The 26,775-nt window shown below is 47.8% G+C and carries 34 protein-coding genes; 28 read left to right on the forward strand and 6 right to left on the reverse strand.

Features of this window, described 5'->3' with window-relative positions; all coding sequences use genetic code 11:
• Positions 1–3: 3 nt before the first annotated feature.
• Both KB186_RS04190 and KB186_RS04195 read right to left on the reverse strand, forming a co-directional pair.
• Positions 4–363 carry a hypothetical protein gene (locus tag KB186_RS04190; RefSeq protein ID WP_221867160.1) on the reverse strand — a complete coding sequence of 120 codons (360 nt, stop codon included), beginning with the start codon at positions 361–363 and terminating at the stop codon, positions 4–6.
• Between the two features lie 36 nt (positions 364–399).
• Positions 400–1,347 (reverse strand): DUF1385 domain-containing protein, encoded by a 948-nt coding sequence (locus KB186_RS04195; RefSeq protein ID WP_173609620.1) that lies wholly within the window; start codon positions 1,345–1,347, stop codon positions 400–402.
• A 124-nt stretch (positions 1,348–1,471) separates the two neighbouring features.
• Here KB186_RS04195 and KB186_RS04200 point away from each other — a divergent pair, with 124 nt between their 5' ends.
• From KB186_RS04200 to KB186_RS04230, 7 genes are all read left to right on the forward strand, one after another.
• Complete coding sequence (locus KB186_RS04200; RefSeq protein WP_173609619.1) at positions 1,472–1,984, forward strand: YqhR family membrane protein; 513 nt, start codon at positions 1,472–1,474, stop codon at positions 1,982–1,984.
• Positions 1,985–2,124: 140 nt separating this feature from the next.
• The gene (aroQ, locus tag KB186_RS04205; RefSeq protein WP_232773153.1) at positions 2,125–2,565 is read left to right on the forward strand and encodes a type II 3-dehydroquinate dehydratase; all 441 of its coding nucleotides are present in this window, start codon (positions 2,125–2,127) and stop codon (positions 2,563–2,565) included.
• 28 nt (positions 2,566–2,593) lie between these two features.
• Positions 2,594–3,664: a M24 family metallopeptidase gene (locus KB186_RS04210; RefSeq protein WP_232773154.1), complete on the forward strand. Its 1,071-nt coding sequence runs from the start codon at positions 2,594–2,596 to the stop codon at positions 3,662–3,664.
• A gap of 41 nt (positions 3,665–3,705) precedes the next feature.
• A complete protein-coding gene (gene efp, locus KB186_RS04215) occupies positions 3,706–4,263 on the forward strand; it encodes an elongation factor P (RefSeq protein WP_047068830.1) in 558 nt (185 codons plus the stop codon).
• Between the two features lie 141 nt (positions 4,264–4,404).
• Positions 4,405–5,259: an aminoglycoside 6-adenylyltransferase gene (ant(6), locus tag KB186_RS04220; protein WP_221867156.1), complete on the forward strand. Its 855-nt coding sequence runs from the start codon at positions 4,405–4,407 to the stop codon at positions 5,257–5,259.
• Between the two features lie 284 nt (positions 5,260–5,543).
• Complete coding sequence (locus tag KB186_RS04225; protein WP_064199881.1) at positions 5,544–6,113, forward strand: RNA polymerase sigma factor; 570 nt, start codon at positions 5,544–5,546, stop codon at positions 6,111–6,113.
• Positions 6,094–7,785, forward strand: coding sequence for a DUF4179 domain-containing protein (locus KB186_RS04230; protein WP_221867155.1), 1,692 nt, complete (start codon positions 6,094–6,096; stop codon positions 7,783–7,785). The genes KB186_RS04225 and KB186_RS04230 overlap by 20 nt, the downstream gene beginning before the upstream one ends.
• 52 nt (positions 7,786–7,837) lie before the next feature.
• Here the strand turns inward: KB186_RS04230 and KB186_RS04235 are convergent, their stop codons facing one another.
• Genes KB186_RS04235 through comA form a run of 3 tightly spaced genes read right to left on the reverse strand, consistent with a single transcriptional unit; the run spans position 7,838 to position 9,864 of the window.
• Entirely contained in the window at positions 7,838–8,299 is a 462-nt protein-coding gene (locus KB186_RS04235) for a DUF441 domain-containing protein (RefSeq protein WP_047068835.1), read from the reverse strand.
• Between the two features lie 36 nt (positions 8,300–8,335).
• Positions 8,336–9,052 carry a 2-phosphosulfolactate phosphatase gene (locus tag KB186_RS04240; protein ID WP_232773155.1) on the reverse strand — a complete coding sequence of 239 codons (717 nt, stop codon included), beginning with the start codon at positions 9,050–9,052 and terminating at the stop codon, positions 8,336–8,338.
• Positions 9,043–9,864 (reverse strand): phosphosulfolactate synthase, encoded by an 822-nt coding sequence (comA, locus tag KB186_RS04245; protein WP_221867154.1) that lies wholly within the window; start codon positions 9,862–9,864, stop codon positions 9,043–9,045. The genes KB186_RS04240 and comA overlap by 10 nt, the downstream gene beginning before the upstream one ends.
• Before the next feature lie 150 nt (positions 9,865–10,014).
• On the opposite strand from comA, the gene KB186_RS04250 reads away from it, so the two are divergent.
• From KB186_RS04250 to KB186_RS04350, 21 genes are all read left to right on the forward strand, one after another.
• Complete coding sequence (locus tag KB186_RS04250) at positions 10,015–10,278, forward strand: YqhV family protein (RefSeq protein ID WP_007725730.1); 264 nt, start codon at positions 10,015–10,017, stop codon at positions 10,276–10,278.
• 78 nt (positions 10,279–10,356) lie between these two features.
• Positions 10,357–10,836, forward strand: a complete 480-nt coding sequence (locus tag KB186_RS04255; RefSeq protein ID WP_232773156.1) for a CD1247 N-terminal domain-containing protein — start codon at positions 10,357–10,359, stop codon at positions 10,834–10,836.
• Between the two features lie 138 nt (positions 10,837–10,974).
• Positions 10,975–11,937, forward strand: coding sequence for a stage III sporulation protein AA (spoIIIAA, locus tag KB186_RS04260; RefSeq protein WP_173609611.1), 963 nt, complete (start codon positions 10,975–10,977; stop codon positions 11,935–11,937).
• A complete protein-coding gene (gene spoIIIAB, locus KB186_RS04265) occupies positions 11,925–12,443 on the forward strand; it encodes a stage III sporulation protein SpoIIIAB (RefSeq protein ID WP_012686020.1) in 519 nt (172 codons plus the stop codon). The genes spoIIIAA and spoIIIAB overlap by 13 nt, the downstream gene beginning before the upstream one ends.
• Before the next feature lie 16 nt (positions 12,444–12,459).
• Positions 12,460–12,663, forward strand: a complete 204-nt coding sequence (spoIIIAC, locus tag KB186_RS04270; RefSeq protein WP_007725726.1) for a stage III sporulation protein AC — start codon at positions 12,460–12,462, stop codon at positions 12,661–12,663.
• A gap of 13 nt (positions 12,664–12,676) precedes the next feature.
• The gene (gene spoIIIAD, locus KB186_RS04275; RefSeq protein WP_005827266.1) at positions 12,677–13,066 is read left to right on the forward strand and encodes a stage III sporulation protein AD; all 390 of its coding nucleotides are present in this window, start codon (positions 12,677–12,679) and stop codon (positions 13,064–13,066) included.
• A gap of 16 nt (positions 13,067–13,082) precedes the next feature.
• On the forward strand, positions 13,083–14,279 hold the full coding sequence (spoIIIAE, locus tag KB186_RS04280) for a stage III sporulation protein AE (RefSeq protein WP_221867147.1): 1,197 nt from the start codon (positions 13,083–13,085) through the stop codon (positions 14,277–14,279).
• Positions 14,280–14,287: 8 nt separating this feature from the next.
• The gene (gene spoIIIAF / locus KB186_RS04285; RefSeq protein ID WP_173609609.1) at positions 14,288–14,965 is read left to right on the forward strand and encodes a stage III sporulation protein AF; all 678 of its coding nucleotides are present in this window, start codon (positions 14,288–14,290) and stop codon (positions 14,963–14,965) included.
• A 30-nt stretch (positions 14,966–14,995) separates the two neighbouring features.
• A complete protein-coding gene (gene spoIIIAG / locus KB186_RS04290; RefSeq protein WP_232773157.1) occupies positions 14,996–15,691 on the forward strand; it encodes a stage III sporulation protein AG in 696 nt (231 codons plus the stop codon).
• 13 nt (positions 15,692–15,704) lie between these two features.
• Positions 15,705–16,379: a SpoIIIAH-like family protein gene (locus tag KB186_RS04295; protein ID WP_173609607.1), complete on the forward strand. Its 675-nt coding sequence runs from the start codon at positions 15,705–15,707 to the stop codon at positions 16,377–16,379.
• Between the two features lie 207 nt (positions 16,380–16,586).
• A complete protein-coding gene (accB, locus tag KB186_RS04300) occupies positions 16,587–17,087 on the forward strand; it encodes an acetyl-CoA carboxylase biotin carboxyl carrier protein (protein ID WP_221867254.1) in 501 nt (166 codons plus the stop codon).
• Between the two features lie 16 nt (positions 17,088–17,103).
• Complete coding sequence (accC, locus tag KB186_RS04305) at positions 17,104–18,459, forward strand: acetyl-CoA carboxylase biotin carboxylase subunit (protein ID WP_221867145.1); 1,356 nt, start codon at positions 17,104–17,106, stop codon at positions 18,457–18,459.
• Positions 18,460–18,528: 69 nt separating this feature from the next.
• Positions 18,529–18,945, forward strand: coding sequence for an Asp23/Gls24 family envelope stress response protein (locus KB186_RS04310; protein ID WP_012686027.1), 417 nt, complete (start codon positions 18,529–18,531; stop codon positions 18,943–18,945).
• A gap of 153 nt (positions 18,946–19,098) precedes the next feature.
• Positions 19,099–19,656, forward strand: coding sequence for an alkaline shock response membrane anchor protein AmaP (gene amaP, locus KB186_RS04315; RefSeq protein ID WP_173609605.1), 558 nt, complete (start codon positions 19,099–19,101; stop codon positions 19,654–19,656).
• 12 nt (positions 19,657–19,668) lie between these two features.
• Positions 19,669–19,881 carry a DUF2273 domain-containing protein gene (locus tag KB186_RS04320; RefSeq protein ID WP_012686029.1) on the forward strand — a complete coding sequence of 71 codons (213 nt, stop codon included), beginning with the start codon at positions 19,669–19,671 and terminating at the stop codon, positions 19,879–19,881.
• A gap of 47 nt (positions 19,882–19,928) precedes the next feature.
• Positions 19,929–20,333, forward strand: coding sequence for a transcription antitermination factor NusB (nusB, locus tag KB186_RS04325; RefSeq protein WP_088907127.1), 405 nt, complete (start codon positions 19,929–19,931; stop codon positions 20,331–20,333).
• An 18-nt stretch (positions 20,334–20,351) separates the two neighbouring features.
• Positions 20,352–21,314 carry a tRNA (adenosine(37)-N6)-threonylcarbamoyltransferase complex transferase subunit TsaD gene (locus KB186_RS04330; RefSeq protein WP_173609604.1) on the forward strand — a complete coding sequence of 321 codons (963 nt, stop codon included), beginning with the start codon at positions 20,352–20,354 and terminating at the stop codon, positions 21,312–21,314.
• A gap of 88 nt (positions 21,315–21,402) precedes the next feature.
• Positions 21,403–22,257, forward strand: coding sequence for a bifunctional methylenetetrahydrofolate dehydrogenase/methenyltetrahydrofolate cyclohydrolase FolD (gene folD, locus KB186_RS04335; RefSeq protein ID WP_232773158.1), 855 nt, complete (start codon positions 21,403–21,405; stop codon positions 22,255–22,257).
• A 115-nt stretch (positions 22,258–22,372) separates the two neighbouring features.
• Positions 22,373–23,755 (forward strand): exodeoxyribonuclease VII large subunit, encoded by a 1,383-nt coding sequence (gene xseA, locus KB186_RS04340; protein WP_232773159.1) that lies wholly within the window; start codon positions 22,373–22,375, stop codon positions 23,753–23,755.
• On the forward strand, positions 23,724–23,978 hold the full coding sequence (xseB, locus tag KB186_RS04345) for an exodeoxyribonuclease VII small subunit (RefSeq protein ID WP_048032540.1): 255 nt from the start codon (positions 23,724–23,726) through the stop codon (positions 23,976–23,978). Before xseA ends, xseB begins: the two co-directional genes overlap by 32 nt.
• A complete protein-coding gene (locus KB186_RS04350; protein ID WP_173609601.1) occupies positions 23,975–24,877 on the forward strand; it encodes a polyprenyl synthetase family protein in 903 nt (300 codons plus the stop codon). The genes xseB and KB186_RS04350 overlap by 4 nt, the downstream gene beginning before the upstream one ends.
• A 52-nt stretch (positions 24,878–24,929) precedes the next feature.
• On the opposite strand, the gene KB186_RS04355 is transcribed toward KB186_RS04350, so the two are convergent.
• On the reverse strand, positions 24,930–26,624 hold the full coding sequence (locus tag KB186_RS04355) for a M3 family oligoendopeptidase (RefSeq protein WP_232773160.1): 1,695 nt from the start codon (positions 26,622–26,624) through the stop codon (positions 24,930–24,932).
• Between the last annotated feature and the right edge of the window lie 151 nt (positions 26,625–26,775).

The following is a 26,775-nucleotide window of genomic DNA, read 5'->3' on the forward strand; positions in this document are numbered from 1 at the left end:
TTTTTAGTGGGAGATATTATTTTGGGATTTTTCGTCTTGCTTCTCTTTTTGCTTCCCTTTGCTGCCTTCGATCACACGAAACGGATGATCTTTTCTAGGGGTAGTCGACTGCTTTTTCACTGCTTGCCGAGCGATGGAGGGCTTTTGCTTCACCTTGACCTTTGGCTGTCTAGGTTTGCCTGCTCCTGCGCCTTGTGAAAAGAAGGAGCCGGTTTGTAAATAGTTGCGCACGACCAAGAAAAGTACAACGGATAATCCCAAGATGACAATCGTACTGACAGGATCATTGATGAGAGTGATCAAAAATCCGTAAATCGCCAATACGATCACTATCATAATCACTGGTGGAATGCGGCGTAACATAGGGCTTCACCTCTATGGGAATAAAAATGCCTCACGTTATCCGGTCGTAATCATTCTTTCCTGCACGTGCTTCTGATCAAGCTCCCGCATCTTCTGGAAGGAAGCGATGGCTACCTCGACTTGGCTGTCATCTGGTTCACGAGTTGTGATCTTTTGCAGCCACAATCCTGGATAACCAAGATAACGTAGGACGGGTACATCACGGAGCTTGTTTGTCCACTGCAAAACCTCATAAGAGACGCCGATTACCAGTGGCAAAAGAACAATGCGTTGTACGACCCTCTCCGTCAGGGAGTCATAACTGAACAGTGAGTAAATCACTACACCGACGAACACTGAGAAAATGAGAAAACTGCTCCCGCAACGATAATGCAGAGCGGAAAATTTTTGTACATTGGCTACTGTTAATTCTACCCCGGATTCGAATGCGTTAATCACTTTATGCTCGGCTCCGTGGTATTGAAAAAGCCTTTTAATCAACGGAGTTTGTGCAATCGCTGTAATGTAGCCGAGGAGGAGCAAAATTTTAAATCCGCCTTCAGCCAACGTTTGAGGAACGCCATCCGGTACCCATTTTCCGAGTAAAAAGTCTGCCAGGAAAACGGGAACGAGTGTGAATACGAATTTCCCGAACAAGAAGGAAAGTACCCCGACGACAGCAACACCTAGAATCATGGTGAGCTTCGATGGACTTTCAGAAACTTCTTCTCCAGACTCCATACTGTATTGTTCAGAGGCGAAGTTGAGATGTTTGGCCCCATTGGCGCTGGCTTCGACCAAACCAACAATCCCACGCAAAAACGGAATCTTTTTCAGCGTAGTAATCCATTTATATTCGGACCTAGGGGATTCAAAATACTCAATTTCATGATTTTTTTTGCGAACAGCCGTAACAGTCGTGGTTTTGCCACCGAACATAACTCCTTCGATGACGGCCTGACCGCCGTAGCTAGGTACGTTTTGTTGCGCCAATACAATCACCATCCTTACCACTATATTAACGGAAATGGCGACTTGAAGCTACAAGGAGTTCGCACTTTTCCAACAAATGTAAAGTGAAAGTGAAAAGCTTGGAGGAAGAGCATACTAGAGAACAGAGGTGATGGAAATGGAAATAAGCAAAACAGGACGGAGGCACAAGCAAGCACGCGTATCCCATACAGAGGAAGGAAGGAAAGGGAGTAAAAGAATCTCCGCTTCGAAGATTTTGGAGGTTGCATTCTGGGGAACGATCATTTGGGGGCTCGTTCGATGGATTGCTCACTTTTTGAACATGACCCCGTACGGAGTGGGGGCGTTTGCACGTCCTTTTATCAGCATCGAGGACGAAAATACGTTTGCGAGCGTGTGCCTTGGTGGTATTGTGCTGTTTGTTGAAACAGTAGTTGCTTCCTTTGTGTTTAGCTTGCTATTTAGCCGGATCCGTGCGTGGTGGTTGGGACTCGTATACGGGGCGGTCATGTTAGTGATAGCGGGTTTCTTCTTTCATATCGGAAATTGGGAAATAGCCACCTTAAGTACGGAAGGCGCTTGGTACTTGACGTTTGGTTTATTCATAGGGATGACAATTATGCTTGAACAATCAGACGAGAATCATGCATGGAATGAGTCCACAAGGTAGGAGGATTTCTCCGTTCCTTGTCAAAATGGATGTACCAATGTTCGAAATGTTGCTTTGGCGATTGTCTGCTTTGGATTCAGAACGGCTTGTGGTAAAATGTTTCATTAATAAAAAAACTTTTATGGGAAGAGGGATGGTCGATGACTTCCGTCTTGTTACTGAACGGGCCCAACCTGAATTTATTGGGGACAAGGGAACCGGATGTTTACGGAAGGGAAACGCTGGAGGATGTGGTGACAACCTTGACGGGTGTCATGGATGAGTTGGGCGGAAAGCTTGAGCATCTCCAATCGAATCACGAAGGTGTCCTCATCGACGCGATTCATCAGGCGAGAGGTGTCCATGACGGCATCTTGATCAATCCAGGGGCATTCACCCATTACAGCTATGCGATCCGAGACGCATTGGCTAGCGTGGCTCTGCCGACGATTGAAGTACATATTTCCAATATTCATGCACGGGAACCATTTCGACATCACTCGGTCATCGCACCAATCGCGATTGGACAAGTTGTCGGGTTGGGGATCGATGGATATGAATGGGCGTTACGAGCGCTCGTCCGTAAAATTGAAAAAAAATAAAAGCTTTCAAAAAGGGGAAAAGGCTGCCATGAAACAACGTCTGGATAAATTGCGCGAAGCACTTGCACAAGTGGGAGCAGAGGCGTTTATTACCGAAAAAGCAGAGAATCGCTTCTACTTGAGTGGTTTCACCGGATCAACGGGATGGGTAATTGTCACTGAAACAGAGGCGTTTCTCGTCACTGACTTCCGCTATGTAGAACAAGCGCAAGAACAAGCACCTGATTTTACGGTGGTAAATAACGAGAGAAAAGCTGTTGAAGCGATGGCAAAGCTCCTGCAAGAAAAAGGGATCAAGCGTTTGGCATTCGAGAGCAGCGTGTCCTTTGGCACCTATCAGGAATGGCACCAAGGATTTGACGGAGTTGAGCTGGTGTCCACAAGCGGTCTGCTTGAAAAAATCCGCATGTTTAAAGACGAATCCGAGATGGTTATCATTCGTGAAGCAGTTCGCATCGCGGAAGCAGCATTTACGCATATTCAAGGGTACATCAAGCCAGGTGTGCGTGAATCCGATGTTGCCTTGGAATTGGAATACTTCATGCGCAAGCAAGGAGCGTCAGGCTCTGCATTTGATATGATTGTAGCCTCAGGTGTGCGCGGTGCTCTGCCACATGGACGTGCGTCCGAGAAAGTGATTCAGGCAGGGGAAATGGTTACGCTCGACTTTGGTGCTGCTTATCAGGGCTATCATTCTGATATCACACGCACGTTGTCTGTGGGAGAGCCAGACCCGAAAATGCGTGAAATCTACGAAATCGTTTTGCGAGCCCAGCTCGCAGGTTTAGAAGCACTGAAGCCAGGTGTCTCCGCAAAAGACGCTGACGCAGCAACAAGAAATATCATCACAGCAGCAGGCTATGGTGACGCATATGGACATAGCGCGGGTCATGGTCTCGGACTGGAAGTTCACGAGCTGCCAGGGCTGTCGACTGTAAGTACGTTCGTATTGGAGCCAGGTATGCTCGTAACGATGGAGCCAGGCATTTACGTCACAGGACTTGGTGGCGTTCGGATCGAAGACGATGTGTGGATTACAGCTGACGGTCATGAGAACCTGAACAAGTCCACGAAAGAGTTGCTCATTTTGCCTGTGTAATTTATACTTATTCTGTTATTGATTGATTTGGGAGGACTACCATGATCTCTGTAAACGATTTTCGTACCGGTTTGACAATCGAAGTGGATGGCAATATTTATACCGTGCTAGAATTCCAACACGTAAAACCAGGTAAAGGTGCGGCTTTCGTTCGCTCCAAACTGCGCAACCTGCGTAACGGCAACACGACGGAAATGACTTTCCGTGGCGGTGAAAAAGTTAACCCTGCCCGCATCGAATCCAGCACCATGCAATACCTGTATGCGAGCGGAGACGAGTACACTTTCATGAATACCGAGACTTATGAGCAAATGACGTTCACCCGCAACCAAATCGAGCGTGAACTGCGTTTCCTCAAGGAAAACATGAACGTGCAAATCATGCAGTACAACGGCGAAACAATCGGTATTCAATTGCCAAATACGGTTGAACTCGTTGTAACAGAATGTGAGCCAGGTGTAAAAGGTGACACTGCTTCCAACGTAACAAAGAAAGCAACCTTGGAAACTGGTTTCGTAGTAAACGTTCCTCTCTTCGTAGAAGAAGGAGAGCGTTTGATCATCGATACTCGTACGGAAGCATACGTTTCCCGCGCGTAAAAGTACAGATTACAAGAAAAAGCTGTGCCCATATGGGTGCAGCTTTTTTTATTTCCTTCTCCGATTGAAGTGGTATTGTAAAAATTATGCAATTGCACTACATTAATTGTACGAAGAAATAGAAAGTGGAGGGGGATGGCTTTGAGAACGGAACAAGAAATGATGAGCATGCTGATTGATTTCGCTAAAAAGGATGATCGAATCCGCTTGGTAACATTGGAAGGGTCACGCACGAACAGAAATATACCCGCTGATCCATTCCAAGATTATGATATTTCATATTTTGTAACTGAAATGGATTCATTCAAGGAAAATGATGAATGGCTCGATGCTTTTGGGAATCGGATTATGATGCAAAAACCAGAGGATATGGAGCTTTTTCCGTCCGAGCTAGGAAATTGGTTTTCCTATCTGATGCTATTTGAGGATGGGAATAAAGTAGATCTCACACTGATTCCGATAGACGAGACGGAGCAGTATTTCGCAGATAGCGACGGCCTTATTGAGGTTTTGCTGGATAAGGACGAGCTTATCCAACACGATGTGCTCCCTTCCGATCACCAATATTGGATCAAGAAACCAACTGCTAGAGAGTTTGACGACTGCTGCAACGAATTTTGGATGGTCTCTACTTACGTTGTCAAAGGTTTGGCGAGAAAAGAAATCCTGTTTGCGATTGACCATCTCAACGAAATCGCCCGACCGAATTTGCTCCGCATGATGGCTTGGCAAATCGGATGTGAGAAAGGGTTTACCTTTAGTGTCGGTAAAAACTACAAATTTATCGATCGCTATCTTCCAAAAGAAGATTGGGAAGCGCTACTATCCAGCTATAACGAAAACGGCTACCCGCAGATGTGGGAATCGTTATTCATGTGCTACGCGCTATTTCGAAAGTACTCCAAAGCGGTGGCAGATAGTCTCGGATATCCGTATCCAGATTACGATGAAGCCATTACCAAGTACGCGGAAAATATCTACCATTCGTGGAAGTGATGGATGGAACTCAACCGCCTTTTATCAAGGGCGGTTTTCTTATGTTGTGTAGATCGCTCGACGGTCCCCTTTTTGAAGTGTAGCCGGCCAGTGAATCCCTCAGGTATGGCGTGTCAGAGTCGAAGAGAACTGTGCTTTTTCTTCTCCTCCACCATGTTGACTCAAACTTTTTTAAAAAATGTAATCATTTTTGGAAAGAAAATACAAAATGATCCGTTAATCCATATGAAGCCTGCCAAAACGAACGCTGCGCAGCGAACTTTTTTGAAATGGGAGGATTTCCTTTGCAGGATGATTGGTTGCTCATACAACAGGTACAAAAAGGGAATCGGGATGCCTACGCGCACCTGGTCGACAAGTACAAAGAACGATTATACAGCTATCTTTATCGAATGACGGGACAGCAGCAGGATGCTCAAGACCTGACACAAGAGGCTTTCATCAAAGCGTACTGTCAGCTGGATAAGTATAAGCCGACAGATGCTTTTTTGGCCTGGCTGTATCGGATTGCGTCCAACTTGTGTATAGACGCGTGGCGCAAGAACAAGCACTACGCCAAAACACCTTTGGAAGAGACAAGACTGATTGAATCTGATACACCCGAAAAAGCGTATTTGGAAAAAGAAAAGCAAGATACTTTGCAGCAGCAAATCATGGCGTTGGGGGAAGAATACCGCGTTGTGTTTATGCTGAAATACTTGGAACAGATGAGCTACAAAGAGATTAGCGAAATTTTGCATGTTCCGGTTACAACTGTACAAATGCGTATCCATCACGCCAAGAAAAAGCTCCGGGCTAGTATCGCGCAAGAAATGTCAGGAGGTGCTGCTATCTATGAATTGCTCCAAAACTGAAGAGTTGCGCAAGTATTTGACTGGTGAGCTATCTGCAGGTGAAGCTAGACTGCTGGAAGGACATGTCGAAGAGTGCCTGCTCTGTCAGCGGCAGATGATGGAGGAAGAAGATAGCAGCGAGGAGTTTCCCAGCCTGCACGTTCCAAGCGCGTTACCCGCAGATTTTACTGCCCAGGTGATGTCGGCGTTGGAGCACGTCAAGTTGCCGAAACCAAAACCAAATTGGAAAAAAAGGAGTGTAAACATTTTGAAGAAAACCGCGTTAGCAGTAGCGAGTGTCACGGCAATTATTACGTTTGGGTCCATGGTGTCTCCGACTTTTGCGAGCTACGTAAACAGTGTCATCCAATCCATACAAGGCATCGACCAAGGAATGAAGCAGGCAGCAGAGAAGGGTTATGTCCAGGAGATCAATAAAAAGGTGACGGATCAAGGAATTACACTGGTTGTAAAAGAAGTGGTTGCGGATCCGGCTCGGATGGCGATCATTGCAAATATCGTGGATCAAAATGGCAAGCGTATCCCGTTTGATATGGAAAAAAACGCATTGTCCCTTACTTACAAAACCAAGTCAGGTGAAGACCTGAATCCTGGTGGAGGGGGTTATTCCTACGGTGAAGAAGGAGAGTATCTTGTCGTCAACCATGATATTTTCCGATTCCTGAAAGATAGCAAGTCATTACCGGATGAGATGGTCGTCGGTGTCGAAGCAACCATGTTAGGTGGGAAAGAAGGTAGCTGGAAGGTAGAGTTTCCAGTTGATATGAAAAAGGCAAGGGCAGTGGCAAGCTACACCGAGATAGGTCAAAAATATATGACTCCACATGGAATCGAGATCATGTTGCAAAACATTATGACGGTACCGAGCACAAGTATGATCGAGTTGGAAATAGACTGGACAAAAGAAAGAGAAGAACAAATCCAAAAATGGAAAGAGCAAAACGGTTGGGTTGTAAAAGAGCCAAAAACAGGTGCATTCACAGAAGCCGAGAGGATGGAGAGGTATTTCATCGACCTGGGAGTAGCATTCCAAATAATTGATGAAAAAGGGAATGTGGTAGCAGGATGGGACGATGCGTTGCATGAAGAGCTTAACCAAATTCGAAAGAACAACGTAGAGCACTCGTACCGTGGAAAAGTGCATGATGACGGCAAAGGAGTTACGAAATGGAATGGGATAACTCCACTGGAAAAGGATCAAACGTACAAATTAAAAATGCATTCTCTGTACCTGTATGAGCCAGCGAAGTTTCAGGCAACCATCCCGGTGGATACCCTGTTAAAGGATAAGGTGACAGTGACGAACAGTGACAGTACCTATACCTTTACGGGCTTTACCTTAAAAACGACGGAGGGAGAAGAAAAAATCGGGAATGAGACCTATTTTGGAAAAGGTGCACTGATCTCGTTCTCGGCCATCCTTCCAGAAGGGATCGTTGACACGAGCGAATGGTCAGCGAAGGATGAATCTAAACAAAATTACAAGGTATCCCGCAGCGGAACCTATAAGCGAGATAAGGATGGGCGCGTGCACGTAGAAGGAACATTCTTCATCCGCGACCTTGAAAAACAACCGAAAGAATTAAAGCTGTCCCACGCTATTCAGCAGCGGCAATACCAAGACCTCAACTGGGAAGTTCCGTTTGAGACGTCCAATAACGCCAAACGATAAAACAAAATAGACAAATCCCCCTCCTGGATGTATAAGAGGGGGATTTCGTTTTTTATTTGCTTCCAAACCACTCCCACAGCTTCAACACAAACGCTGTAATACCAGCAGCCATCAAAGGCCCGACGGGAATGCCCCGAAAAAACACAATGCCAATAATCGAGCCAATGACAAGTCCGACAATCATATGTGGCTCTGAGCGCAATAAATCGAGTCCTTTTCCATTCATCCAGGTAGCAATGGCCCCACCAGCCAGTGCGGTTAAGCCGACGACCGTAGTGAAAAGAGGCGTGACGTCTTTCCATGATATTTTTTCGCTGGCGAATGGAACCAGTACGGAAATGGTCAAAAAGAGCAGTCCGAGCTCCAATCCGCGCCGTTCTACTGTTGGGAAAAAACGCTCCAGTGCCGTTAGCTTCAACACCAACAATATACTTGCGGCAGTCGCAATAATCGGTGAGCGCCCAATAAGACCGATAACGATTAGGATGACCAGCATCACTTCTCCAGACATCATTGGCATCAAAACCCCTGTCCCTGTTCTCCTTTCACATTATGAGACAAGGTGTGGGAGTATGCGTTTCTCCTTGATATAAGGAACGATTTGATACTGATCCACTTGAGCGCAGTACCGTATATCGCTTGCGAGATGGTGCTGAATGAGCCTTTTTCCTGTTGTTGTGTGGGGTAAAAGCTCGCTCAGTTTTCCAGCGTAATAAAGATAGCTCGCTTTGAGCACTTCACCCAGATCACAAATTTGGATGCTCGGCAACGATTGTTGTGCCTGTGCAATCATCAAGCCGGCAGCTAGACCGTCTTCCAGAGCGAATTCCGACCGGGTACCGGCACAGTACAGCGTAATATCGAGATGATACGAAAGAGCGTGCCGCATGCATGCAGTGGCATTCAAGAAGCAGCCAATCAAGAGAGCAGAGGCGCGTTCTGCTTTTTGGATCGCGCGAGTCCCGTTCGTCGTGGTGAGAATAAGCTGGCTTCCCGTTTTCCCTAGTGCTGCGATTTCAGTTGGCGAGTTGTTGCAATCGAATTCGGGGATTTTTTTACAGTGACGTTCACCGGCCAAAATACAGTCGTTAGTGCGGAGGGAGTTCGCTTGCCCAATGGTTTCGACCGGGATGACGCTGCGAAATCCATTACCTAATGCGGTGACAATCGTACTGGAGGCACGAAGCACATCAATGACGATGACTACATGATTGCTGATCTGTTCAAAACGTATTTCTTCCACGGTCGGCACCACTTCTATTCGCACGGATAACACCTCCCTCTGTCCATGATTAGGGCTGTATCGCCGCGCAATCCTCGCCGTAGCGTCTCCAAAGAGAATACATCTGTATAGGCAATGTTTCCGAGATTCACGTCGCTGCCAATGGCCTTGATGAAGCTGACCTGTTGATCTTTTTGTGGTGCTTCCCAGATCAGGCGAGTTGCCTTTTCTTTGGCCGCCGTGACAATGTCCAAAACGAAGGAATCGTCAATCTTGCCATCTCCGTCACACACACCGACAGTCCCGCTTTCTCTCGCTTCCACAATAACGTGACTGGCACCATTGTGCAGGTCAAAGCTCAGGGTCTCCAGCAATTCTTCTCGACATGCGCGATACTCGGCCGTTTTTTTCCCGACCTCTGTATAGACCACCAGATCATTGTCTAAGGCGTAATTGATGGCTTCCTGACGCTGTGCAAAGGATAGAGGGAATGTTCCATCGGATATTTCTACCGCAGAAAAACCGAGTGAGCGAATCAGCTTCATATAATCTGCAATTGTATTGTGGCGAATGGCGATTTCAAAAAAAGTTCCTCCTGGCATGATGTGTACGCCATATTGTTTTGCAAGCATCAATTTTTGGCTGAGTATTTCGAGGGGGTACAGAGCGATGGTGCCAAAACCGAGTTTGTATAGATCGATATAGGGAGCAGCCAGCGCTAACAAGTCGGAATAAGCGGTAAGTCCAAGGCCTTTGTCAATGACCATGGTTAAGCCCTTCACACGAGGCTTCTCTCGTATTTGCCCGGACGGGTTTGCCCAGCTATCAGGTAAAAAAGATTGATCACACTCTACCATCGGCAAGTTCCTCATTTCTTCTAGGCGTATGGTTCAGTGTATGCCCAGTGAAGGGGAGGAGTGAGGGCAAAAGCCTATAGAGATGATTCAAAAAGTGCTGAAATGATGTGGTACAGGCATAGAGTGAAACGGAGGGGAGGACGAGACGGTATGTTGGAAAAAGCAATTATGGGTATGGCGGCACTTCGGGTCTTTTCAGGCAGTATCGAGATCATTGCAGCTTTGCTCATTTTGAAAGTGAACCAGGTCGAAAAAGCTCTGCTCATTAATTCAGGTCTGGCGATTGTCGGGCCAATTATCTTGATCACCACCACGACTATCGGATTATTAGGGATGTCGGACCGGGTTAGCTTTGCCAAAATAGCTTGGATTCTGGTGGGAATCTCCTGCATTTTGATTGGCGTCCGCAAATAGCTACCATTTCCTTCCACTGGTAAATGCCATCACCATGGGGAATTATATGTGGGAGAGATTGGATGGGAGGGAATGTGGATGCCAGAATCATTGGCGAATCGAATCGCATACTTGCAAGGGTTGGTAGATGGACTGGATGTAGGTGAGAAAAGCTCCGAAGGAAAAATTATGGTAGAGATGATTGAGATTCTAAATGAGGTGGAGGGCCAACTGCGAGAGCTTCACGCGCGAGTGGAAGAGGCAGAGGATTATGTGGAGGCCTTGGATGAAGACTTGGAGGACATTGAGCTCTACCTATTTGAAGATGATGATGACCTCTACGAAACCGTTGTCGATTGTGAGGATGATGACGACGAGTATGCGACCTTCTACGATTTGGATGATGATGAAGACGCACAACTGTACGAAGGACAAGTAGATCCCCATCTCGATACGACTTACGAGTTCTCATGCCCTAGCTGCCAAAAAGAAATCTACCTGCACGAGGGCAAAGATGAGGAAGGCTTCAGACACTATATAATAGAGCCGGTGGATAACAAGAAAACGGATAATCGATGATTCCGATAGGAAAAGCTTGCACTCGCGTTCTAGCACGAGAGCAAGCTATTTTTTTTGCATAAATCTCGTCCACCTCTGCATAGGATGGAGGTAAGTCAAAGTGGACAAAGGCAGAATGCTGCAAAAGGAGGGTACCTGATGAATGAGATCTTGGCGATTTTGCCAGCAACTTTACGCACGATTTTGACGGCCCTTCCTATCGCTGTAAGAGAGAATCTGGAAGAGATTCGGCTTCGGCAAAACCAGCCGCTGGAAGTCCGGTTTGGCCAGCAATCCAGCTATGTGACATCGTCGGGACAAATCACCTCGATACCCGCACAAGGATGGCTGTTTTCGGCAGAAGAGGCAGGAAAGCTCTTAAACCAGGTCAGCCAGCATTCTCTCTATGCCTTGGAAGAAGAGTTGAAAAGGGGTTACATCACGGTGGTTGGCGGTCATCGCATTGGCATTGCGGGGAAAGTGGTGCTGGACAAAGGTGAAGTGAAGGGAATCAGAGATGTGACCAGCTTCAACATCCGGATTGCCCGCGAGAAAAAAGGCGCGGCCAAGAAGGTCATGCCGTATTTGTTTGAGGATGGCAAATTGCAAAACACGCTGCTCATCTCCCCACCCCAATGCGGGAAGACAACCTTGTTGCGTGATATCGCACGAACCATCAGCTACGGGAGTGAGTGGTCTTCAAGTCGCAAGGTAGGAATTGTGGACGAGCGTTCCGAGTTGGCGGGATGCTTGCAAGGAGTTCCTCAACGAGACGTCGGTCCGCGAACGGATGTGCTGGACGCTTGCCCAAAGGCAGTAGGGATGATGATGCTGATTCGCTCCATGTCTCCTGATGTTCTGATTGTGGACGAGGTGGGAAGAGCGGAGGATGGTGACGCAGTCTGGGAAGCGATTCATGCAGGTGTAGCCGTCATTTGCTCGGCGCATGGAGCGAGCGTAAAGGAAGTGGCTGAACGCCCCATGCTGGGCAAGCTGATTCGATATGGAGCCTTTTCCCGCTACATCGTACTCAGCCGGGCAAAAGGTGTCGGAACGATCCAGGCCATCTACGATCAAAGCATGAACCTGGTTGAAAGGGAGAAGGTTGCATGGTCAAGCTGATGGGAGCCGTACTCATCCTGTTCTCGGCGTCGATGGTTGGTTGGCAGATCGGCAAGTATTACGCGAATCGTCCCGTTCAGCTTCGGGCTCTGCTCGTTGCTCTGCAAATGCTCGAAACGGAAATCGTGTTCGGGATGACTCCATTACAGCGAGCGTTTGTGAAGGTCGGTCATCGCGTTTCCGAAGAGGTAGGGAAAGTATTTCTTCTGGCAGCTGAATTCCTGCAGACAGAAAAGGCGCATTCGGCTGAGGAAGCGTTGCAACAAGCCATGAACAGACTCTGGACCCAAACCGCCTTGCGCAGACAAGAACGAGAGGTGCTTGAGAGTCTAGGTCAGGTACTCGGATCATCTGATCGGGAAGACCAGCAAAAGCATTTGCGCCTGGCTGTCACCCACCTGCGAGGGTTGGAAGAGGAGGCTCGTGCAGAACAGGAAAAGTACGAAAAAATGTACAAGAGTTTGGGCTTTTTAGGTGGACTCTTGGTCGTCATCCTGATGTTCTAAAGGCGAGGTGTTCACAGTGGATTTTGATTTGACACCTGTTTTCCAGATAGGAGCAGTAGGGTTCATTACAGCCATCCTGCATACGGTCCTGAAGCAGGCGGGCAAGGAAGATATTGCGCATTGGGCAACTCTGGTTGGATTCATCATTGTCCTTTACATGGTGTCCCATTACATCGGCGATTTGTTCTCCGAAGTAAAACGCGTCTTCCTGTTCAACTGAGGAGGGGCTCCAGATGGAGATTGTACAAATTGTCGGACTAGGACTGGTGGCTACGATTCTCGCGCTAGTCATTAAGGAACAGAAGCCGATGTTCGCCTTTTTGCTGGCGATCGCGAGCGGAGTCATCATCTTTTACTTTCTCGTCGGAAAAATAGCAGAGGTCATTCGGATTTTGGAAAGATTGGCGGTTCAAGCAGATTTGAACCTTGTGTTTCTGGAAACGATTCTAAAAATCATCGGAATTGCCTACATTGCTGAATTCGGTGCGCAGATGACCCGAGATGCTGGACAAGGTGCGATTGCTTCGAAAATCGAGCTCGCTGGAAAAGTTCTCATACTGGTTATGGCTGTACCGATCATCCAAATCATTATCGAAACAGTGATCGACTTGTTGCCGGCATAAGGGAGGTGGGATGTTCATGGCACATACTTGCAAGCTGATCCTGTTCTGGTTCCTGCTATTTGCCTTGTTTCCAGTAGCGGTGTCAGCTACTACGACACCCGCTGTGGCACCCGGAGCCGGTCCGATCAATCAAATCGTACAACAACAGGTCGATCACTTGCAGCTAGACCGAGTCGAACAGTATTGGAAACAGTTGCAGCGCGACTATAAAGGGTACTTGCCTGATTTGAAATCGGAAGGCTTTATCCAAATCCTCATGCAGCAAGGCGACTTTAGTATTTCAGGAGTCCTGCAAGGAATGGGCAAGTTCATCTTTCATGAGATTTTGATGAATGGCAAGCTGCTCAGCTCCATCATTATCATTACAGTCTTCGCGATGATTCTCGAAACGATGCAGAACGCCTTTGAGCGCAATGCGGTATCGACAGTGGCGTACTCGATTACGTATCTCGTCTTGATGGTACTTGCGATCAACAGCTTTCATGTCGCCATTACCTATGCAAAAGACGCAATCGCGAACATGTCTGATTTCATGCTGGCCATGATCCCGCTCGTCATCGCCCTGCTCGCTTCGGTAGGCAATCTGGCATCCGCCACAATGTTTCACCCGTTGATTATCTTCATGATCAACACCAGCGGCATGATGATCTCTTATGTCGTATTCCCGCTTCTGTTTCTCTCGGCGATGCTCTCTATCGTCAGCCTGTTTTCAGAGAGGTACAAAGTCACGCAGTTAGCGACCTTGCTGCGCAATATTGCAATGGGTGTCCTTGGCTCGTTTCTGACGATCTTTCTCGCCATCATTTCCATACAAGGAGCCACTTCAGCTGTTGCGGACGGGGTCACGCTCCGAACAGCGAAATACATCACGGGCAATTTCATCCCGATAGTAGGTCGTGTGTTCTCCGATGCGGCAGATACTGTACTCAATGCCTCGCTACTGGTCAAAAATGCCGTGGGCTTGGCGGGAGTTTTGATCCTGATCATGCTATGCGCGTTTCCGGCTTTGAAGATACTGGTACTGGCTCTGATCTACAATCTGTCATCTGCCGTACTCCAACCGCTTGGAAACAGCCCAATCATCAGTGCGTTAGGTACGATTGGGAAAAGTCTTTTGTTCGTCTTCGCTGCTTTGGCAACGGTCGGCCTGATGTTCTTTCTGGCGATTACAATCATTATTGCGGCGGGCAACATCTCCATGATGGTTCGGTAGGTGATGAGATGACGTGGTTAACCCTGTGGTTGAAAAAAATTATCCTGCTCGTCCTTTTGGCTGCCTTCCTCGATCTGATCTTGCCCAATACGACACTGCAACGCTACGTAAAAATGGTGATGGGCTTGATTCTCTTGCTGACAATCATTTCTCCTGTGTTCAGTCTGTTCAGCCTCTCGCAGGAAGATTTGGCCTTTCGTCTGGATCGATACCAGCAAGAGCTGAACAAGCCTGCTTCGGCAGAGTGGAAACGCATCACTGACAAGCTGCTCGGTCAACAAAACCAACAGATGACCGCTTACGTCCAGTCACAGGTAGCGTCCTCAGTAAAAGCGAGTGTCAAAGAGCAGTACGGCGTAACTGTCGAAGATGTCACGATTACCGTCAATCAGCAAAATCCAGAACAGCCAACCCTTGAGCGAATCGAGCTGGTAGTCGGTGACGCAAACAAGGAAGAGCAAAAAGGGCAGAGCACGATTGAGCCGATTAAACCTGTCCAACCTGTTGAGATTACGATTGGCAACCCTATTGAAATACAACCGGATCCCAAACCAGATATTGCAGCAACAGCTCATCATGACAACCCACTTTATGCGCAAATCACAAACGACGTCGCCAAAGAGTGGGGGCTCTCGAGAAGTCAGGTCGTCATCAAAGACGAATCGAGAGAAAGAGAGAAACAGTAGCGGATACAGTCAGGAAGCGAGGTGAAAACAATGAAGCAATTGTGGGAAAAGCTGAAAAGTCTGTTTATGAAGCAGCAAGGTGAGACGATGCAGGAAGAAAAGAAAATCGTAGTAGGAAGCAAGGGGAAAAACCAAAAACTAAAGCCGCTGCATTATTTCATCGTCATATTGGGAATTGGCGTAGCCATCATGATTCTGACGGATTTCCTCAGAGTGGAAAAAGACCAGCCACTCGGATTTGGAGATATAGGGAGTGAGGCGCCAGGTCCTTCTGGAGGCGATACAACTTCCCAGGTGTTGGGGGGATCACCGACAACCGATGTCATTGCCGAATATGAAAACATTTACGAGACACAGCTTCGCGATATCCTAGCTTCTGTTGTCGGCGTCGGTGAAGTAGAGGTCATGGTCAATCTGGAATCAACACCAGAGCTGGTTGTGGAAAAAAACCGCAACATTCGTTCTTCAACCAATCAGGAAATGGACAAAGAAAAGGCAACCCGCAATCAAAATGACCAGTCACGAGATGAGCAGGTTGTCATTGTGCAAGGCGGCAAGCAAGATGCCCCCGTTATTGTGAAGACGCTGAAGCCGAAAGTCCGCGGGGTCCTGGTAGTTGCAAAAGGGGCCGATAACATCCAGGTTAAAGCGTGGATCACTGAAGCCGTTCAAAAGGTTTTGGATGTTCCCGCTTATAAAATATCCATTTTGCCCAAAAAAGGGTAGGAGGTAATGGCGAATGATTCTGCGAAAGCAAACGGTTTGGTTGTTGACAATGCTTGCTGTCATGGTTGTGCTCTCTGGATATTACTTGGTAAAGGGACCGCAAGAACAGGTCCCAACATCAGGACAAGAGCAAGCCGTTCAGAAGCAAGAGCAAATTTCCGGAGTGGTTGTTGAATCCAAGCAAGTAGATCACGCCCCACAAGCAACGCCTGTCGATCAAGCTCCAAAGACAACTCCGGTAGACGAAAAAACTGGCACGAAGGAAGCGAAAACGCCTGCTTCGCCAGATGCAAAACCAGCAGCATCGAACACAGTCGTCCCGGTAGCAGAAACGGCAAGTGAAATTTTCCAAGGCTACAAGATGAAACGCGAAGCCATGCTGGCGCAACAAAAAGACGAACAGCTAGCGATCGTAAACAGCACGGATTCCTCTCCGCAGGCAGTAGCTGAAGCGATGGCCAAGTTTGAAGAACTATCCAATATGGAAAGTGCTACCATGACTGCAGAAGAAATGCTCAAGGCGAGTGGTTATCAGGATGCGGTCGTTACTGTCCAAAATGAAAAGGCGACAGTCATTGTACAAAAAGATAAATTGAGCGCAACCGAGGTTGTGGAAATCATTGCAAACGTGAAGCAGCACTTGAATATTCCGGCGACAAACATTAACGTACAATACAAGTCTTCCTAATCAAGCTACGGTACTTTCTCGTTATAAGGGACAGGAGAAACGGGCATGATGGTAAGGATTTTCTCGCTTCTGTTGGAAAAGAAGCGGGGAAATCCTTTCTTGACGTGGTTTAGGCAACAGGCTACCATGGATTTATGGTTTGCCAAAAGGATACATAATGGACTCCACGAACCTCTATTGAAAGAAAAGAAGGAGTGCTTGTTCGTAATGAAAATGCATGAGATCCGTGAAATTATTAAGTTAATTGATCAATCATCCATTCAAGAATTTAACTTGGAAACAGAAGGTGCCAAGGTGTCTCTGAAAAAATCCAATGGTACGGAAACGATTGTCGTCACGCAACCAGCGGTTCAAGCTCCTGTTGCAGCACCAGTAGCACATATCCCGGCTCAGCCAGTTGTCGCAGCAGCACCAGCCGCAGCAGAAGCTCCGAAAGCAGCAGCTGTACAAGCATCGGATGACGCAAATCTCCACAAGATTGTATCTCCAATGGTAGGGACTTTCTATAGCGCACCAGAACCAGGCAAGCCGCCTTACGTACAAGCTGGTGACAAAGTGACTGCGAGCAAAGTCGTTTGCATCGTGGAAGCAATGAAACTCTTTAACGAAATCGAAGCAGAAGTAAGCGGAGAAATCGTGAAAGTGCTCGTAGAAGACGGCCAATTGGTTGAGTATGGCCAAGCATTGTTTTTGGTGAAGCCAGAATAAGGTGGGGGAGAGCGGAATGTTTCAAAAAGTATTGATTGCCAATCGTGGGGAGATTGCCGTGCGTATTATCCGGGCATGCCGCGAGCTGGGCATTCGTACGGTCGCCGTCTACTCCGAAGCGGATCGTGAAGCGCTTCATGTGAAGCTGGCCGACGAAGCCTACTGTATTGGTCCCAAGGCATCCAAGGAAAGCTATTTGAATATAGCAAACATCATGAGTGTAGCGACCAAGGTAGGGGCAGACGCCATCCATCCTGGTTATGGCTTCCTGGCAGAAAACGCCGATTTTGCCGAGATTTGTGCCGCATGCAACATTACCTTTATCGGTCCAGACCCAGAAGCAATTGTGAAGATGGGGGACAAGTCCACAGCGAAGGATACGATGAAAACGGCAGGTGTGCCTACTGTACCAGGTACGGAAGGGCTGATCGAAGATGTGGCTGGCGCTGTCGTCACCGCAAATGAGATTGGCTATCCTGTCATGGTCAAAGCGACAGCGGGTGGCGGCGGACGTGGAATGCGCGTAGCTGTAGACGACGAGGATTTGGAAAAAGCCATCCGTCAGGCGCAAAATGAAGCAAAAACGGCTTTTGGCAATCCAGGTGTCTACTTGGAGAAGTTCGTGGAAGGCCCACGCCATGTGGAAATTCAAATCATGGCAGACAAGCATGGCAATGCCGTATACCTGGGTGAGCGCGACTGCTCTATCCAACGTCGTCACCAAAAGCTGATCGAGGAAGCGCCATCGCCAGCACTGAGTGAAGAGCTCCGCCGTCAAATGGGTGAAGCTGCTGTTGCGGCGGCAAAAGCCGTTTCCTATCACGGTGCGGGCACTGTCGAGTTTTTGCTGGACAAACACGGAAAGTTCTACTTCATGGAAATGAATACACGTATTCAGGTAGAACATCCGGTAACCGAGCTGGTGACTGGCTTTGACCTGATCAAAGAGCAGCTGACTGTAGCGGCAGGCCAACCATTGTCCTTTACGCAAGAGGATATCAAAATGGATGGTTGGGCTATTGAATGCCGTATTAATGCTGAGAATCCTGCGAAAAACTTCATGCCTTCGCCAGGTCGTATCACGGAATATTTGGCGCCAGGCGGCTTTGGTGTGCGCGTAGACAGTGCAGCGTATGCGGGATATTCCATTCCGCCATACTACGACTCTATGATCGCCAAGCTGATTGTGTGGGGCAAGGATCGTAACGAAGCGATTGACCGTATGAAGCGTGCTTTGGACGAATTCGTCGTAGAGGGTATTACGACAACGATTCCGTTCCATTTGAAGGTATTGGATCATGAGGTATTTGTCAGCGGGCATTTCGATACGAAATTCTTGGAAACCTACGACTTGAAACTGGATGAAGAGTAAGTAGGGCTGATTTGTAAAAATACGGTGTGCTTGTTATAATGAATTACAAATTAGAGGGAGGTGCGAAGCATGGAAGAGTTTACTCCAGACTTAGATAGAACAGAACTTGGTAAGGTCCAGATCGCTCCCGAAGTGTTGGAAGTGATCGCCGGCATGGCTGCGTCCGAAGTAGAAGGTGTGGCACAAATGAGCGGCGGTTTCGTAGGAGAAATAGCTGAACGTTTAGGCCGTAAAAATATAGCACGTGGTGTGCGTGTAGAGGTTGGCTCCCGCGAAGCGGCGGTGGATGTTTCGATTATTGTCAAATACGGACATCGCATCCCGGAAGTCGCTCGAAATATTCAAGATAGTGTACGCAATGCGATTGAGAGCATGACAGGTCTTTCTGTAGTGGAAGTAAACGTACATATCGTTGATGTTGAGCTGAAAGCAGAAGAAAAAGTACCGGCACCAGTACCGGTTGAAGAACACCAGCGCGTTCGCTAACAAGCAGCGGATGGATGCCCCCTACGAACAGGGGGCATTTTCCTCATTTGAAAACATTGATTTTGTTTAGGTTTTGAGCGTAAATTCATGGAGTTTTCCGGAGCGTGCCGTGTTTGTCTCCTTTTTCAAACATGGCTGAAAGGAGAGGTGCTTGTGAACTTGTTTGACCGCTTTATCTTGACGATTTACAGCTTTGCGCTCATTGTTTTGTCCTGCATCGCGATAGCAGCTACCAGCGGGTTGATCCCGCAAGATTTTTTCCGTCCATATGTGGATCAGATGCTGGCGGGTACGAACATCACCTATCTCATTGTCGCGATCATTTTCCTCGTAGTCAGCCTTCGCTTCTTTTTCAGTTCTTTCCGCTCTAACAAGCCTAAAGTAGAACGGGGAATCCGTCAGCGCAGTGATTTGGGTGAGGTCAACATTACGATTCAGACGATCCAGACCATTGCGGAGCGTGCAGCCCGCCGAGTGAAAGGCGTGCGCGATATGAAAACGACAGTAAAAGCACTCGAGAGCGGCAATATTATCACCCTGCGTGTTTCGGTAGATGGAGAAACGCCATTGCCCGAACTGACACAGAAGCTACAGGCTGACGTGAAGGAGCAAGTCGAGGGGATTGCTGGTGTTGTCATTTCTGAGGTGGCCATTGTCGTGACGGAAGTAGCTCAGCAGGAAAACTACGCGGCTCGTAAACGTGTGGAATAGAAGGTGAAGTAAATGATGCGGGAGTTAATGTGGGAACACAAGGGGAAGCTAATGGGGGTTTTTGCCGGACTTTTTTTAGGCATCATCTACCTTCTCGTGGGATTTTGGGATACACTGGTTTTTGTTGTGTTTGTCGGGACGGGTTATTATATTGGACGCAAGCTCGATCATAAAGAAGACTTGCGCGAAATACTCGACAAGATTTTGCCAGGCAAGTTTCGGTGACATAAAGAAAGTCCGAGCTCATTTTAATTAGTAGGTGAATGAATGGTATGAAACGAAGAACAGCACGAGAAAAAGTAGTCCAATGTCTTTTCCAAATCGATATGGCAGAGGTTCCGTTAACTGATGCGGTTGCCCTCGTCATGGAAGAATCCGAGGAAAATGCACAGTATTTGCGTTATCTCCTCGATGGTGTATTGAAAAACTTGACCGAGATTGATTCAGAAATCAAGAAGTATCTGCGTGGATGGCAATTGGAACGCATCGCCAATGTAGATCGCGCTATTCTTCGTCTGGCTTTTTACGAGATCATGTTTGAGCAAGACACACCAGACAAAGTCGTGATGAACGAAGCGATTGAGATCGCGAAGCTCTTTAGCGACGAGCAGTCCCACCGGTACATAAACGGTGTGTTGTCGAGCTTCTTGCAATCACGTGAAACCAAGCAGGCGTAATAGGTAGGAGATACAAGCATGAGTAAGGTAATGTTGGGAATCGACACGAGCAATTACCGGACATCACTGTGCTTGGCTGAGGAAGACGGCCGAATTGTCGCAGAAGCAAAACGCCTTCTGAAAGTAAAGGAGGGCAAGCGCGGACTGCAACAATCCGAAGCCGTCTTTCAGCATGTGATGAACCTGCCGGAATTAAGTGAAGAGATGAAGTGGAAGGACTACGAGATCGCAGCGATTTGTGTGAGCGAGAAGCCGCGTCCACAAGACGGATCATATATGCCTGTTTTTAAGGTAGGAGAGGGCTTGGCAAAATCGTTGGCGACTTACTTGCGCGTTCCTCTGCACTTGACGACTCATCAAGAGGGACATATCGCGGCAGGGGAATACTCCGCTGAGGTACGCCCGACAGAAGACCGATTTTTGGCTGTACATTTGTCTGGAGGTACAAGTGAGTTGCTGCTGTGTGAGCGTCATGCAGCCGGTTATGCCATTGAGAAAATCGGTGGGACGATTGATCTGCACGCAGGTCAACTGGTCGATCGGATTGGTGTGGCACTCGGTCTGTCCTTTCCTGCAGGTCCCGCGTTGGAGCAGTTAGCAAAGGGAGCAACAGGAGCGTTTCGGATTTCTTCGGCAGTTGACGGTCTTTCCTTTAGTTTCTCTGGTCCAGAAGCATCGCTTTTGCGGGAAGTGGAGAAGGGGAGTACAAGTCCTGCTGAGATTGCGCGAGCGACAGAACAATGTATTGCCAATACGCTAGAGAAGTCATTGCGCCATGCAGTAGAGCAAGGCTACCCGAAGGACATCTTGATTGTCGGCGGAGTAGCTGCTAATTATTACATACGTGAGCGACTGATCAAACGACTTGAACACCCTGCCGTTAAGGCGAAGCTGTACTTCTGTGACCCCGTTTACTCCGGTGATAATGCCTATGGAGTCGCTATGTTGGGGTGGATGAAGCAAAAGGCGAACGTTAAATAAATGAGAACTTTTTATAATTCGGCTTTACAGTTGAGGGGGAAATCGGTACACTTAACGTATCGACGTTAATAAAGGAGGCATTTTCTCCATGGCTGCAACCATTCTCCAGGGAAAAGAAGTAGCACAGAGTATTCGGACCGAATTGGCGAACGAAGTAGCTGAATTGAAAAAGCAAGGGATCGTACCGGGTTTGACCGTTGTTATTGTTGGAGACGACCCAGCTTCACACTCATATGTACGGGGGAAGGAAAAAGGCTGCGAGGAAGTCGGTATTTCATCCGAGATCATTATGAAGGACGCTGACATCACAGAGGAAGAATTGTTGGTGATCATTCAACAGTTAAACGAAAACCCGAACGTTCATGGGATTTTAGTTCAGCTTCCTCTTCCCGCTCATATTTCAGAGCATGCGGTCATTGAAGCCATTGCTCCAGAAAAAGATGTGGACGGTTTCCATCCGATTAGCATAGGAAACATGGTATTGGGAAATGAGACGATGCTTCCTTGCACACCGCACGGGATTATTGAATTGATCAAGCGCACAGGCACTCCGATGGCAGGCAAACATGCGGTGGTGATTGGACGCAGCAACATCGTTGGTAAGCCGGTCTCATTGCTGTTGCAACAGGAAAATGCTACGGTAACCATGTGTCATTCTCGCACGCAAAATCTCGAGGAATACGCTCAAAAGGCAGACATCCTCGTCGTAGCAACCGGAAGGGCTCATATGATCGGTAAAGAGCATGTTAAACCGGGCGCTGTCGTCATTGATGTTGGTGTGAATCGCATCGAATCAGGTAAGCTGGTTGGAGATGTCAAGTTCGACGAGGTCAAAGAAGTGGCTAGCTTTATCACCCCGGTTCCTGGCGGCGTTGGTCCGATGACGATTACGATGCTGTTGAAAAATACCGTTGCGGCTGCGAAAAAGCAAGCAAAACAATAGAAGAAAATCGGCAACTTATTATAGAATGGATAAGGCATAAGCTTTATCCATTCTTTTGCATAGTCCTTGTTGCATGCACGGCAAAGCCAAGTTTTTTTTGTAAAGGAGGGGCCGCATGGCATTACAAGATATCTTATCCGTCAGTGATCTCAATCGCTATATTAAGTTGGTGCTGGAAAAGGAACCCCACCTTCAAGATATATGGGTGAGAGGGGAAATCTCCAATTTTACCCATCATTCCAGCGGCCATATGTATTTCACGCTAAAGGACAAGCAGTCACGCATCAAAGTCGTCATGTTTGCGAGTTATAACCGCTTCCTGCGTTTCTTGCCCAAAGAAGGAGCCAAAGCGATTGTACGAGGGTCTATTTCTGCATACGAACGGGATGGTGCATATCAGTTTTACGCTAAAGAGATGCAGCCAGACGGAATTGGCTCGCTTTACTTAGCATTTGAGCAGTTAAAAGAAAAATTGGCTCAAGAAGGGTTGTTTGCAGCGGAGAGGAAGCGGATGCTCCCGCGTTTTCCCAAACGTGTCGGTGTCGTCACTTCTCCGACAGGAGCTGCTATCCGAGATATTTGCACGACAATTCGCAGACGTTATCCGCAAGCAGAGATCGTACTATCACCAGCCGTTGTCCAAGGTGCGGATGCACCTGCATCGATTGTTTCCGCTATTCGGATCATGAACGATCAGCCTGACATTGATGTTCTCATTGTAGGGCGCGGTGGTGGTTCCATCGAGGAGTTGTGGGCGTTTAATGATGAAAACGTAGCGAGAGCAATTGCCGCATCACTCATCCCCGTCATCTCTGCTGTAGGACACGAGACGGATGTGACGATCGCCGATTTCGTAGCAGATGTTCGGGCAGCAACACCGACAGCCGCAGCCGAATTGGCTGTACCGCATTATTTGGAGTGGGTGGAAAGAGTACGGCAGCTAGAAATACGGATGCATCGAGCAGTGCGTGGTACCATGACAGAACAGAGAAGCCGCTTGATACGCTTGAGCAATTCGTATGCGATGCGCCAACCAGAGCGGAGGCTGGAGGAAGCCGCAGAACGATTGGATCGGGCACATTTGCGGATGCGTCAATCGATGAAGCACTTGCTGGACAGAAGACGCGAACGCTATACGCGATTAGACGAACAGATCAAGCGCTATCGCCTCGCTGATCAAATCGGGGATAAAAGAAAAAATCTGTCTAAACTCCGCTCCACTTTGGACGAACGGATGCTGGGCCGTCTCAATCAAAAAAGAATGGCATTTGCAGCTCGCATAGCGACACTGGAAGCACTGAGCCCGCTGAAGGTCATGCAGCGTGGATTCTCACTCGTATACACCAATGACAGACTCGTGAAATCGGTGGAACAGTTTGCCCCTGGCGACGAGATCATGGTACGATTAAGTGATGGCAGTGCGACTGCGCGAGTGGAAAAAGTGAATCGGGAGGAGGAGAAGCAGAGTGGCTCGCAAGAAAACAGAACAAGAGACTGATATGCAGTTCGAGGACGCGATGAAACGCCTGGAAGAAGTCGTCAATCGACTTGAGGAAGGAGATATACCTCTCGAAGAAGCGATTACTCTATATCAAGAAGGAGTAACTCTTTCCAGAATTTGTGGCCAAAAGCTGGATGCAATCGAAGCGAAGATTACCCAGTTGGTGGAAGAAGACGGACAGGTAAAGCAGAAGGCTTTTCGTGTGGAAGGAGAATCATGATCGGCGTGCATACATTCGAGAGTTATTTAGTGGAGAAGACCGCCTATATAGAACAAAGACTCCTGCCAGCTCTTGAGAAGCAAGGAGTTCCGGAAAACTTGTACGAATCCATGAAGTATTCGCTCATGGCAGGCGGAAAAAGGTTGCGTCCCATGCTGGTTTTGGCGGTCCTCGAAGCACTGGACAAGCCGATTGAACGGGGTGTGGCATTTGCGGCTGCCTTGGAAATGATACATACGTACTCTTTGATTCACGATGATCTCCCTGCGATGGACGACGATGATCTTCGTCGCGGAAAACCGACCAATCACAAAGTATTCGGTGAAGCAACAGCCATTCTCGCTGGAGATGCCTTACTGACGAGGGCGTTCGCTTACATTGCAGAAGCTTACATGGATCGAGCTGATGTTTCAGCGGCTACTACCGTAAAACTGATTGCGGAGCTGGGAAAACGTGCAGGAGCAACTGGCATGGTCGGCGGACAGATGGCTGATATCGAAGGAGAGAGCAAGCGCCTTAACCTGGATCAGCTCGAATTTATCCATCGTCACAAAACGGGTGACCTCTTAATCGCAGCCTTGCGCGGGGGAGGCTACCTCGCAGAAGCATCCGAAGGCCAAATGGAAGCATTGACGCGCTATGGAGTTTGCATTGGGCTTGCTTTTCAAATTCAGGATGACATCTTGAATGTGGAAGGGGATGCCCAAGAGCTGGGGAAAGCAGTTGGCAGCGATGCAGATCGGGAAAAGGCGACGTATCCATCGCTTCTTGGTCTAGCCGAATCGAAGGTGCGTCTTGACGAATTGATTGCGGAGGCAAAAGCAGCGCTTTCAGATGCGGGAATCGAAAATTCTGCACTCAGTCCTTTGGCGGACTACGTGCGTGATCGCAATAAATAAAGGAAAGCTGGCAACCCATGCGGGAAATGCCAGCTTTTTTCGTACCTACCTATTACAAGCTTTTATCGTCAATGCTATTTAAAAATTGTTCAATCTCGCCAATCACCGATGGAAGGCAGTCGTCCTCAAATGGAGAATAAAGCTTCGCCACCTGTACCAGCTCGAGGAACGATTTGCTTCCGCCTTCGCGGCAAAGCGTCAAATAATCCTCCCAAGCTTGTTTTGGCTCTGATTGTGACCGTTTCCAAAATTGGAACGCACAAATCTGGGCTAGTGTGTAGTCGATGTAATAGAAGGGACTTTGAAAAATATGCGATTGCTGCTGCCAGAACCCACCCTCCTCGAGATACTCGTTCTGCGCGTAATTGCGATGCGGGAGGTACTTGCGCTCAATTTCACGCCAAGCCTTTTTACGCTCCGCTGGAGTCATATCTGGATTCTCGTAAACAACATGCTGGAACTCATCAACAGACACGCCATACGGAATGAACTGGAGTCCGCTACTGAGATGAGAGAATTTGTATTTGTCGGTATCTTCCTTGAAAAAATGCTCCATCCATGGCCACGTCAAAAACTCCATGCTCATTGAATGTATTTCACATGCCTCATAGGTTGGGAAATGATATTCAGGGACGTCAAAATCTCGGCTTACATACACCTGAAACGCATGTCCTGCCTCGTGCGTGAGTACGTCGATATCGCCGGATGTACCATTAAAGTTGGCGAAAATAAAGGGGAGCCTGTATTGGCTGATGTATTCACAGTAGCCGCCAGTAGCCTTTCCTTTTTTGCTCAATAGATCTAAACAGTCATTATCCAGCATGAAGTTGTAAAACTCATCCGTTTCAGGTGACAACTCGGCATACATCTTTTTCCCGTTTTCCACAATCCATTCCGGCGGACCTTTCGGGCTTGGATTCCCTGTAGCAAAATCAAAGGAAAGATCGTAATACTCAAGTGTATCGACACCAATGCGTTGTCGCTGACGTTCGACGAGCTTTGACGCTACGGGAACGATGTGATCGAGCACTTGCCGGCGGAAACTGGCTACCATTTCTGCATTGTAATCGGTACGGTTCATGCGTGCATAGCCTAGCTCCACAAAGCTATTGAAACCGAGTTTTTTGGCAATGCGTGTGCGTACCTTGACGAGTTGATCGTAGATGCGATCAAATTCATCCGTATGTTGCTGCATAAAATCATACTTCGCTTCATTAGCGCGCTTGCGCATGTCTCTATCCTTCGCAATTGTAAAAGGAATCATCTCGGAAAGGTTTCGCTCTACTCCATCAAACATGATTTTGGCAGAGGCTTTCAGTGCGACATATTGACTCGCCAAACGGTTTTCTTCCTGCAAATCAGAGATGACTTCCGGCGAAAATGTACGGAGTGTGCTCTCCGCAATGCGAAACAGCTGTGCACCCCATTTTTCTTCCAATTCAGCGCGGAAGGAAGAATCGACAATCGCCTGATAGTAGCGGGAAACGATTCCCGTATACAGAGGAGTTGCTTCATCCCAATAGTCCTGTTCCGCTTTGTAGAAAGGATCTTCTGTATTGATCGTGTGGCGGATTTGTGCGACATGCCGCGCAGATTCCACTTCTTGTCGCAGTTTGTTCAATTGAGCCATGATCGCATCTTGCTCAGAGAAGCTTGCAGCATGTTGAAACGCTTCCAATAATTGCGTGAATTGTCCTTCAACTTTGTCCATATCCATGCGCTCATACTGAATTTGTGAGAACTTCACGGACGTCCACCTCTTTTGTTCGGAGTATGTATTCAAAATCATCTTACCAGAAAATGCAAGATATCGCTTTCATATTCGTATATATTGATGAAAAGTGGTGTTTTTATTAAGAAACCGTTATAATGAATCAAGCTGAAAATAAGCGGAATCG

Origin of the sequence: Brevibacillus sp. AF8 (assembly GCF_021270385.1) — a bacterium.
Lineage (GTDB): Bacteria > Bacillota > Bacilli > Brevibacillales > Brevibacillaceae > Brevibacillus.

Bases quoted from the DNA above. Each gene is read 5' to 3' on its own strand.
- KB186_RS04190 (WP_221867160.1), bottom strand. From the start codon at position 363: ATGTTACGCCGCATTCCACCAGTGATTATGATAGTGATCGTATTGGCG.
- KB186_RS04195 (WP_173609620.1), bottom strand. From the start codon at position 1,347: ATGGTGATTGTATTGGCGCAACAAAACGTACCTAGCTACGGCGGTCAG.
- KB186_RS04200 (WP_173609619.1), top strand. From the start codon at position 1,472: ATGGAAATAAGCAAAACAGGACGGAGGCACAAGCAAGCACGCGTATCC.
- aroQ (WP_232773153.1), top strand. From the start codon at position 2,125: ATGACTTCCGTCTTGTTACTGAACGGGCCCAACCTGAATTTATTGGGG.
- KB186_RS04210 (WP_232773154.1), top strand. From the start codon at position 2,594: ATGAAACAACGTCTGGATAAATTGCGCGAAGCACTTGCACAAGTGGGA.
- efp (WP_047068830.1), top strand. From the start codon at position 3,706: ATGATCTCTGTAAACGATTTTCGTACCGGTTTGACAATCGAAGTGGAT.
- KB186_RS04230 (WP_221867155.1), top strand. From the start codon at position 6,094: ATGAATTGCTCCAAAACTGAAGAGTTGCGCAAGTATTTGACTGGTGAG.
- KB186_RS04235 (WP_047068835.1), bottom strand. From the start codon at position 8,299: ATGATGTCTGGAGAAGTGATGCTGGTCATCCTAATCGTTATCGGTCTT.
- comA (WP_221867154.1), bottom strand. From the start codon at position 9,864: ATGGTAGAGTGTGATCAATCTTTTTTACCTGATAGCTGGGCAAACCCG.
- KB186_RS04250 (WP_007725730.1), top strand. From the start codon at position 10,015: ATGTTGGAAAAAGCAATTATGGGTATGGCGGCACTTCGGGTCTTTTCA.
- KB186_RS04255 (WP_232773156.1), top strand. From the start codon at position 10,357: ATGCCAGAATCATTGGCGAATCGAATCGCATACTTGCAAGGGTTGGTA.
- spoIIIAA (WP_173609611.1), top strand. From the start codon at position 10,975: ATGAATGAGATCTTGGCGATTTTGCCAGCAACTTTACGCACGATTTTG.
- spoIIIAB (WP_012686020.1), top strand. From the start codon at position 11,925: ATGGTCAAGCTGATGGGAGCCGTACTCATCCTGTTCTCGGCGTCGATG.
- spoIIIAD (WP_005827266.1), top strand. From the start codon at position 12,677: ATGGAGATTGTACAAATTGTCGGACTAGGACTGGTGGCTACGATTCTC.
- spoIIIAE (WP_221867147.1), top strand. From the start codon at position 13,083: ATGGCACATACTTGCAAGCTGATCCTGTTCTGGTTCCTGCTATTTGCC.
- spoIIIAF (WP_173609609.1), top strand. From the start codon at position 14,288: ATGACGTGGTTAACCCTGTGGTTGAAAAAAATTATCCTGCTCGTCCTT.
- spoIIIAG (WP_232773157.1), top strand. From the start codon at position 14,996: ATGAAGCAATTGTGGGAAAAGCTGAAAAGTCTGTTTATGAAGCAGCAA.
- KB186_RS04295 (WP_173609607.1), top strand. From the start codon at position 15,705: ATGATTCTGCGAAAGCAAACGGTTTGGTTGTTGACAATGCTTGCTGTC.
- accB (WP_221867254.1), top strand. From the start codon at position 16,587: ATGAAAATGCATGAGATCCGTGAAATTATTAAGTTAATTGATCAATCA.
- accC (WP_221867145.1), top strand. From the start codon at position 17,104: ATGTTTCAAAAAGTATTGATTGCCAATCGTGGGGAGATTGCCGTGCGT.
- KB186_RS04310 (WP_012686027.1), top strand. From the start codon at position 18,529: ATGGAAGAGTTTACTCCAGACTTAGATAGAACAGAACTTGGTAAGGTC.
- KB186_RS04320 (WP_012686029.1), top strand. From the start codon at position 19,669: ATGATGCGGGAGTTAATGTGGGAACACAAGGGGAAGCTAATGGGGGTT.
- nusB (WP_088907127.1), top strand. From the start codon at position 19,929: ATGAAACGAAGAACAGCACGAGAAAAAGTAGTCCAATGTCTTTTCCAA.
- KB186_RS04330 (WP_173609604.1), top strand. From the start codon at position 20,352: ATGAGTAAGGTAATGTTGGGAATCGACACGAGCAATTACCGGACATCA.
- folD (WP_232773158.1), top strand. From the start codon at position 21,403: ATGGCTGCAACCATTCTCCAGGGAAAAGAAGTAGCACAGAGTATTCGG.
- xseA (WP_232773159.1), top strand. From the start codon at position 22,373: ATGGCATTACAAGATATCTTATCCGTCAGTGATCTCAATCGCTATATT.
- KB186_RS04350 (WP_173609601.1), top strand. From the start codon at position 23,975: ATGATCGGCGTGCATACATTCGAGAGTTATTTAGTGGAGAAGACCGCC.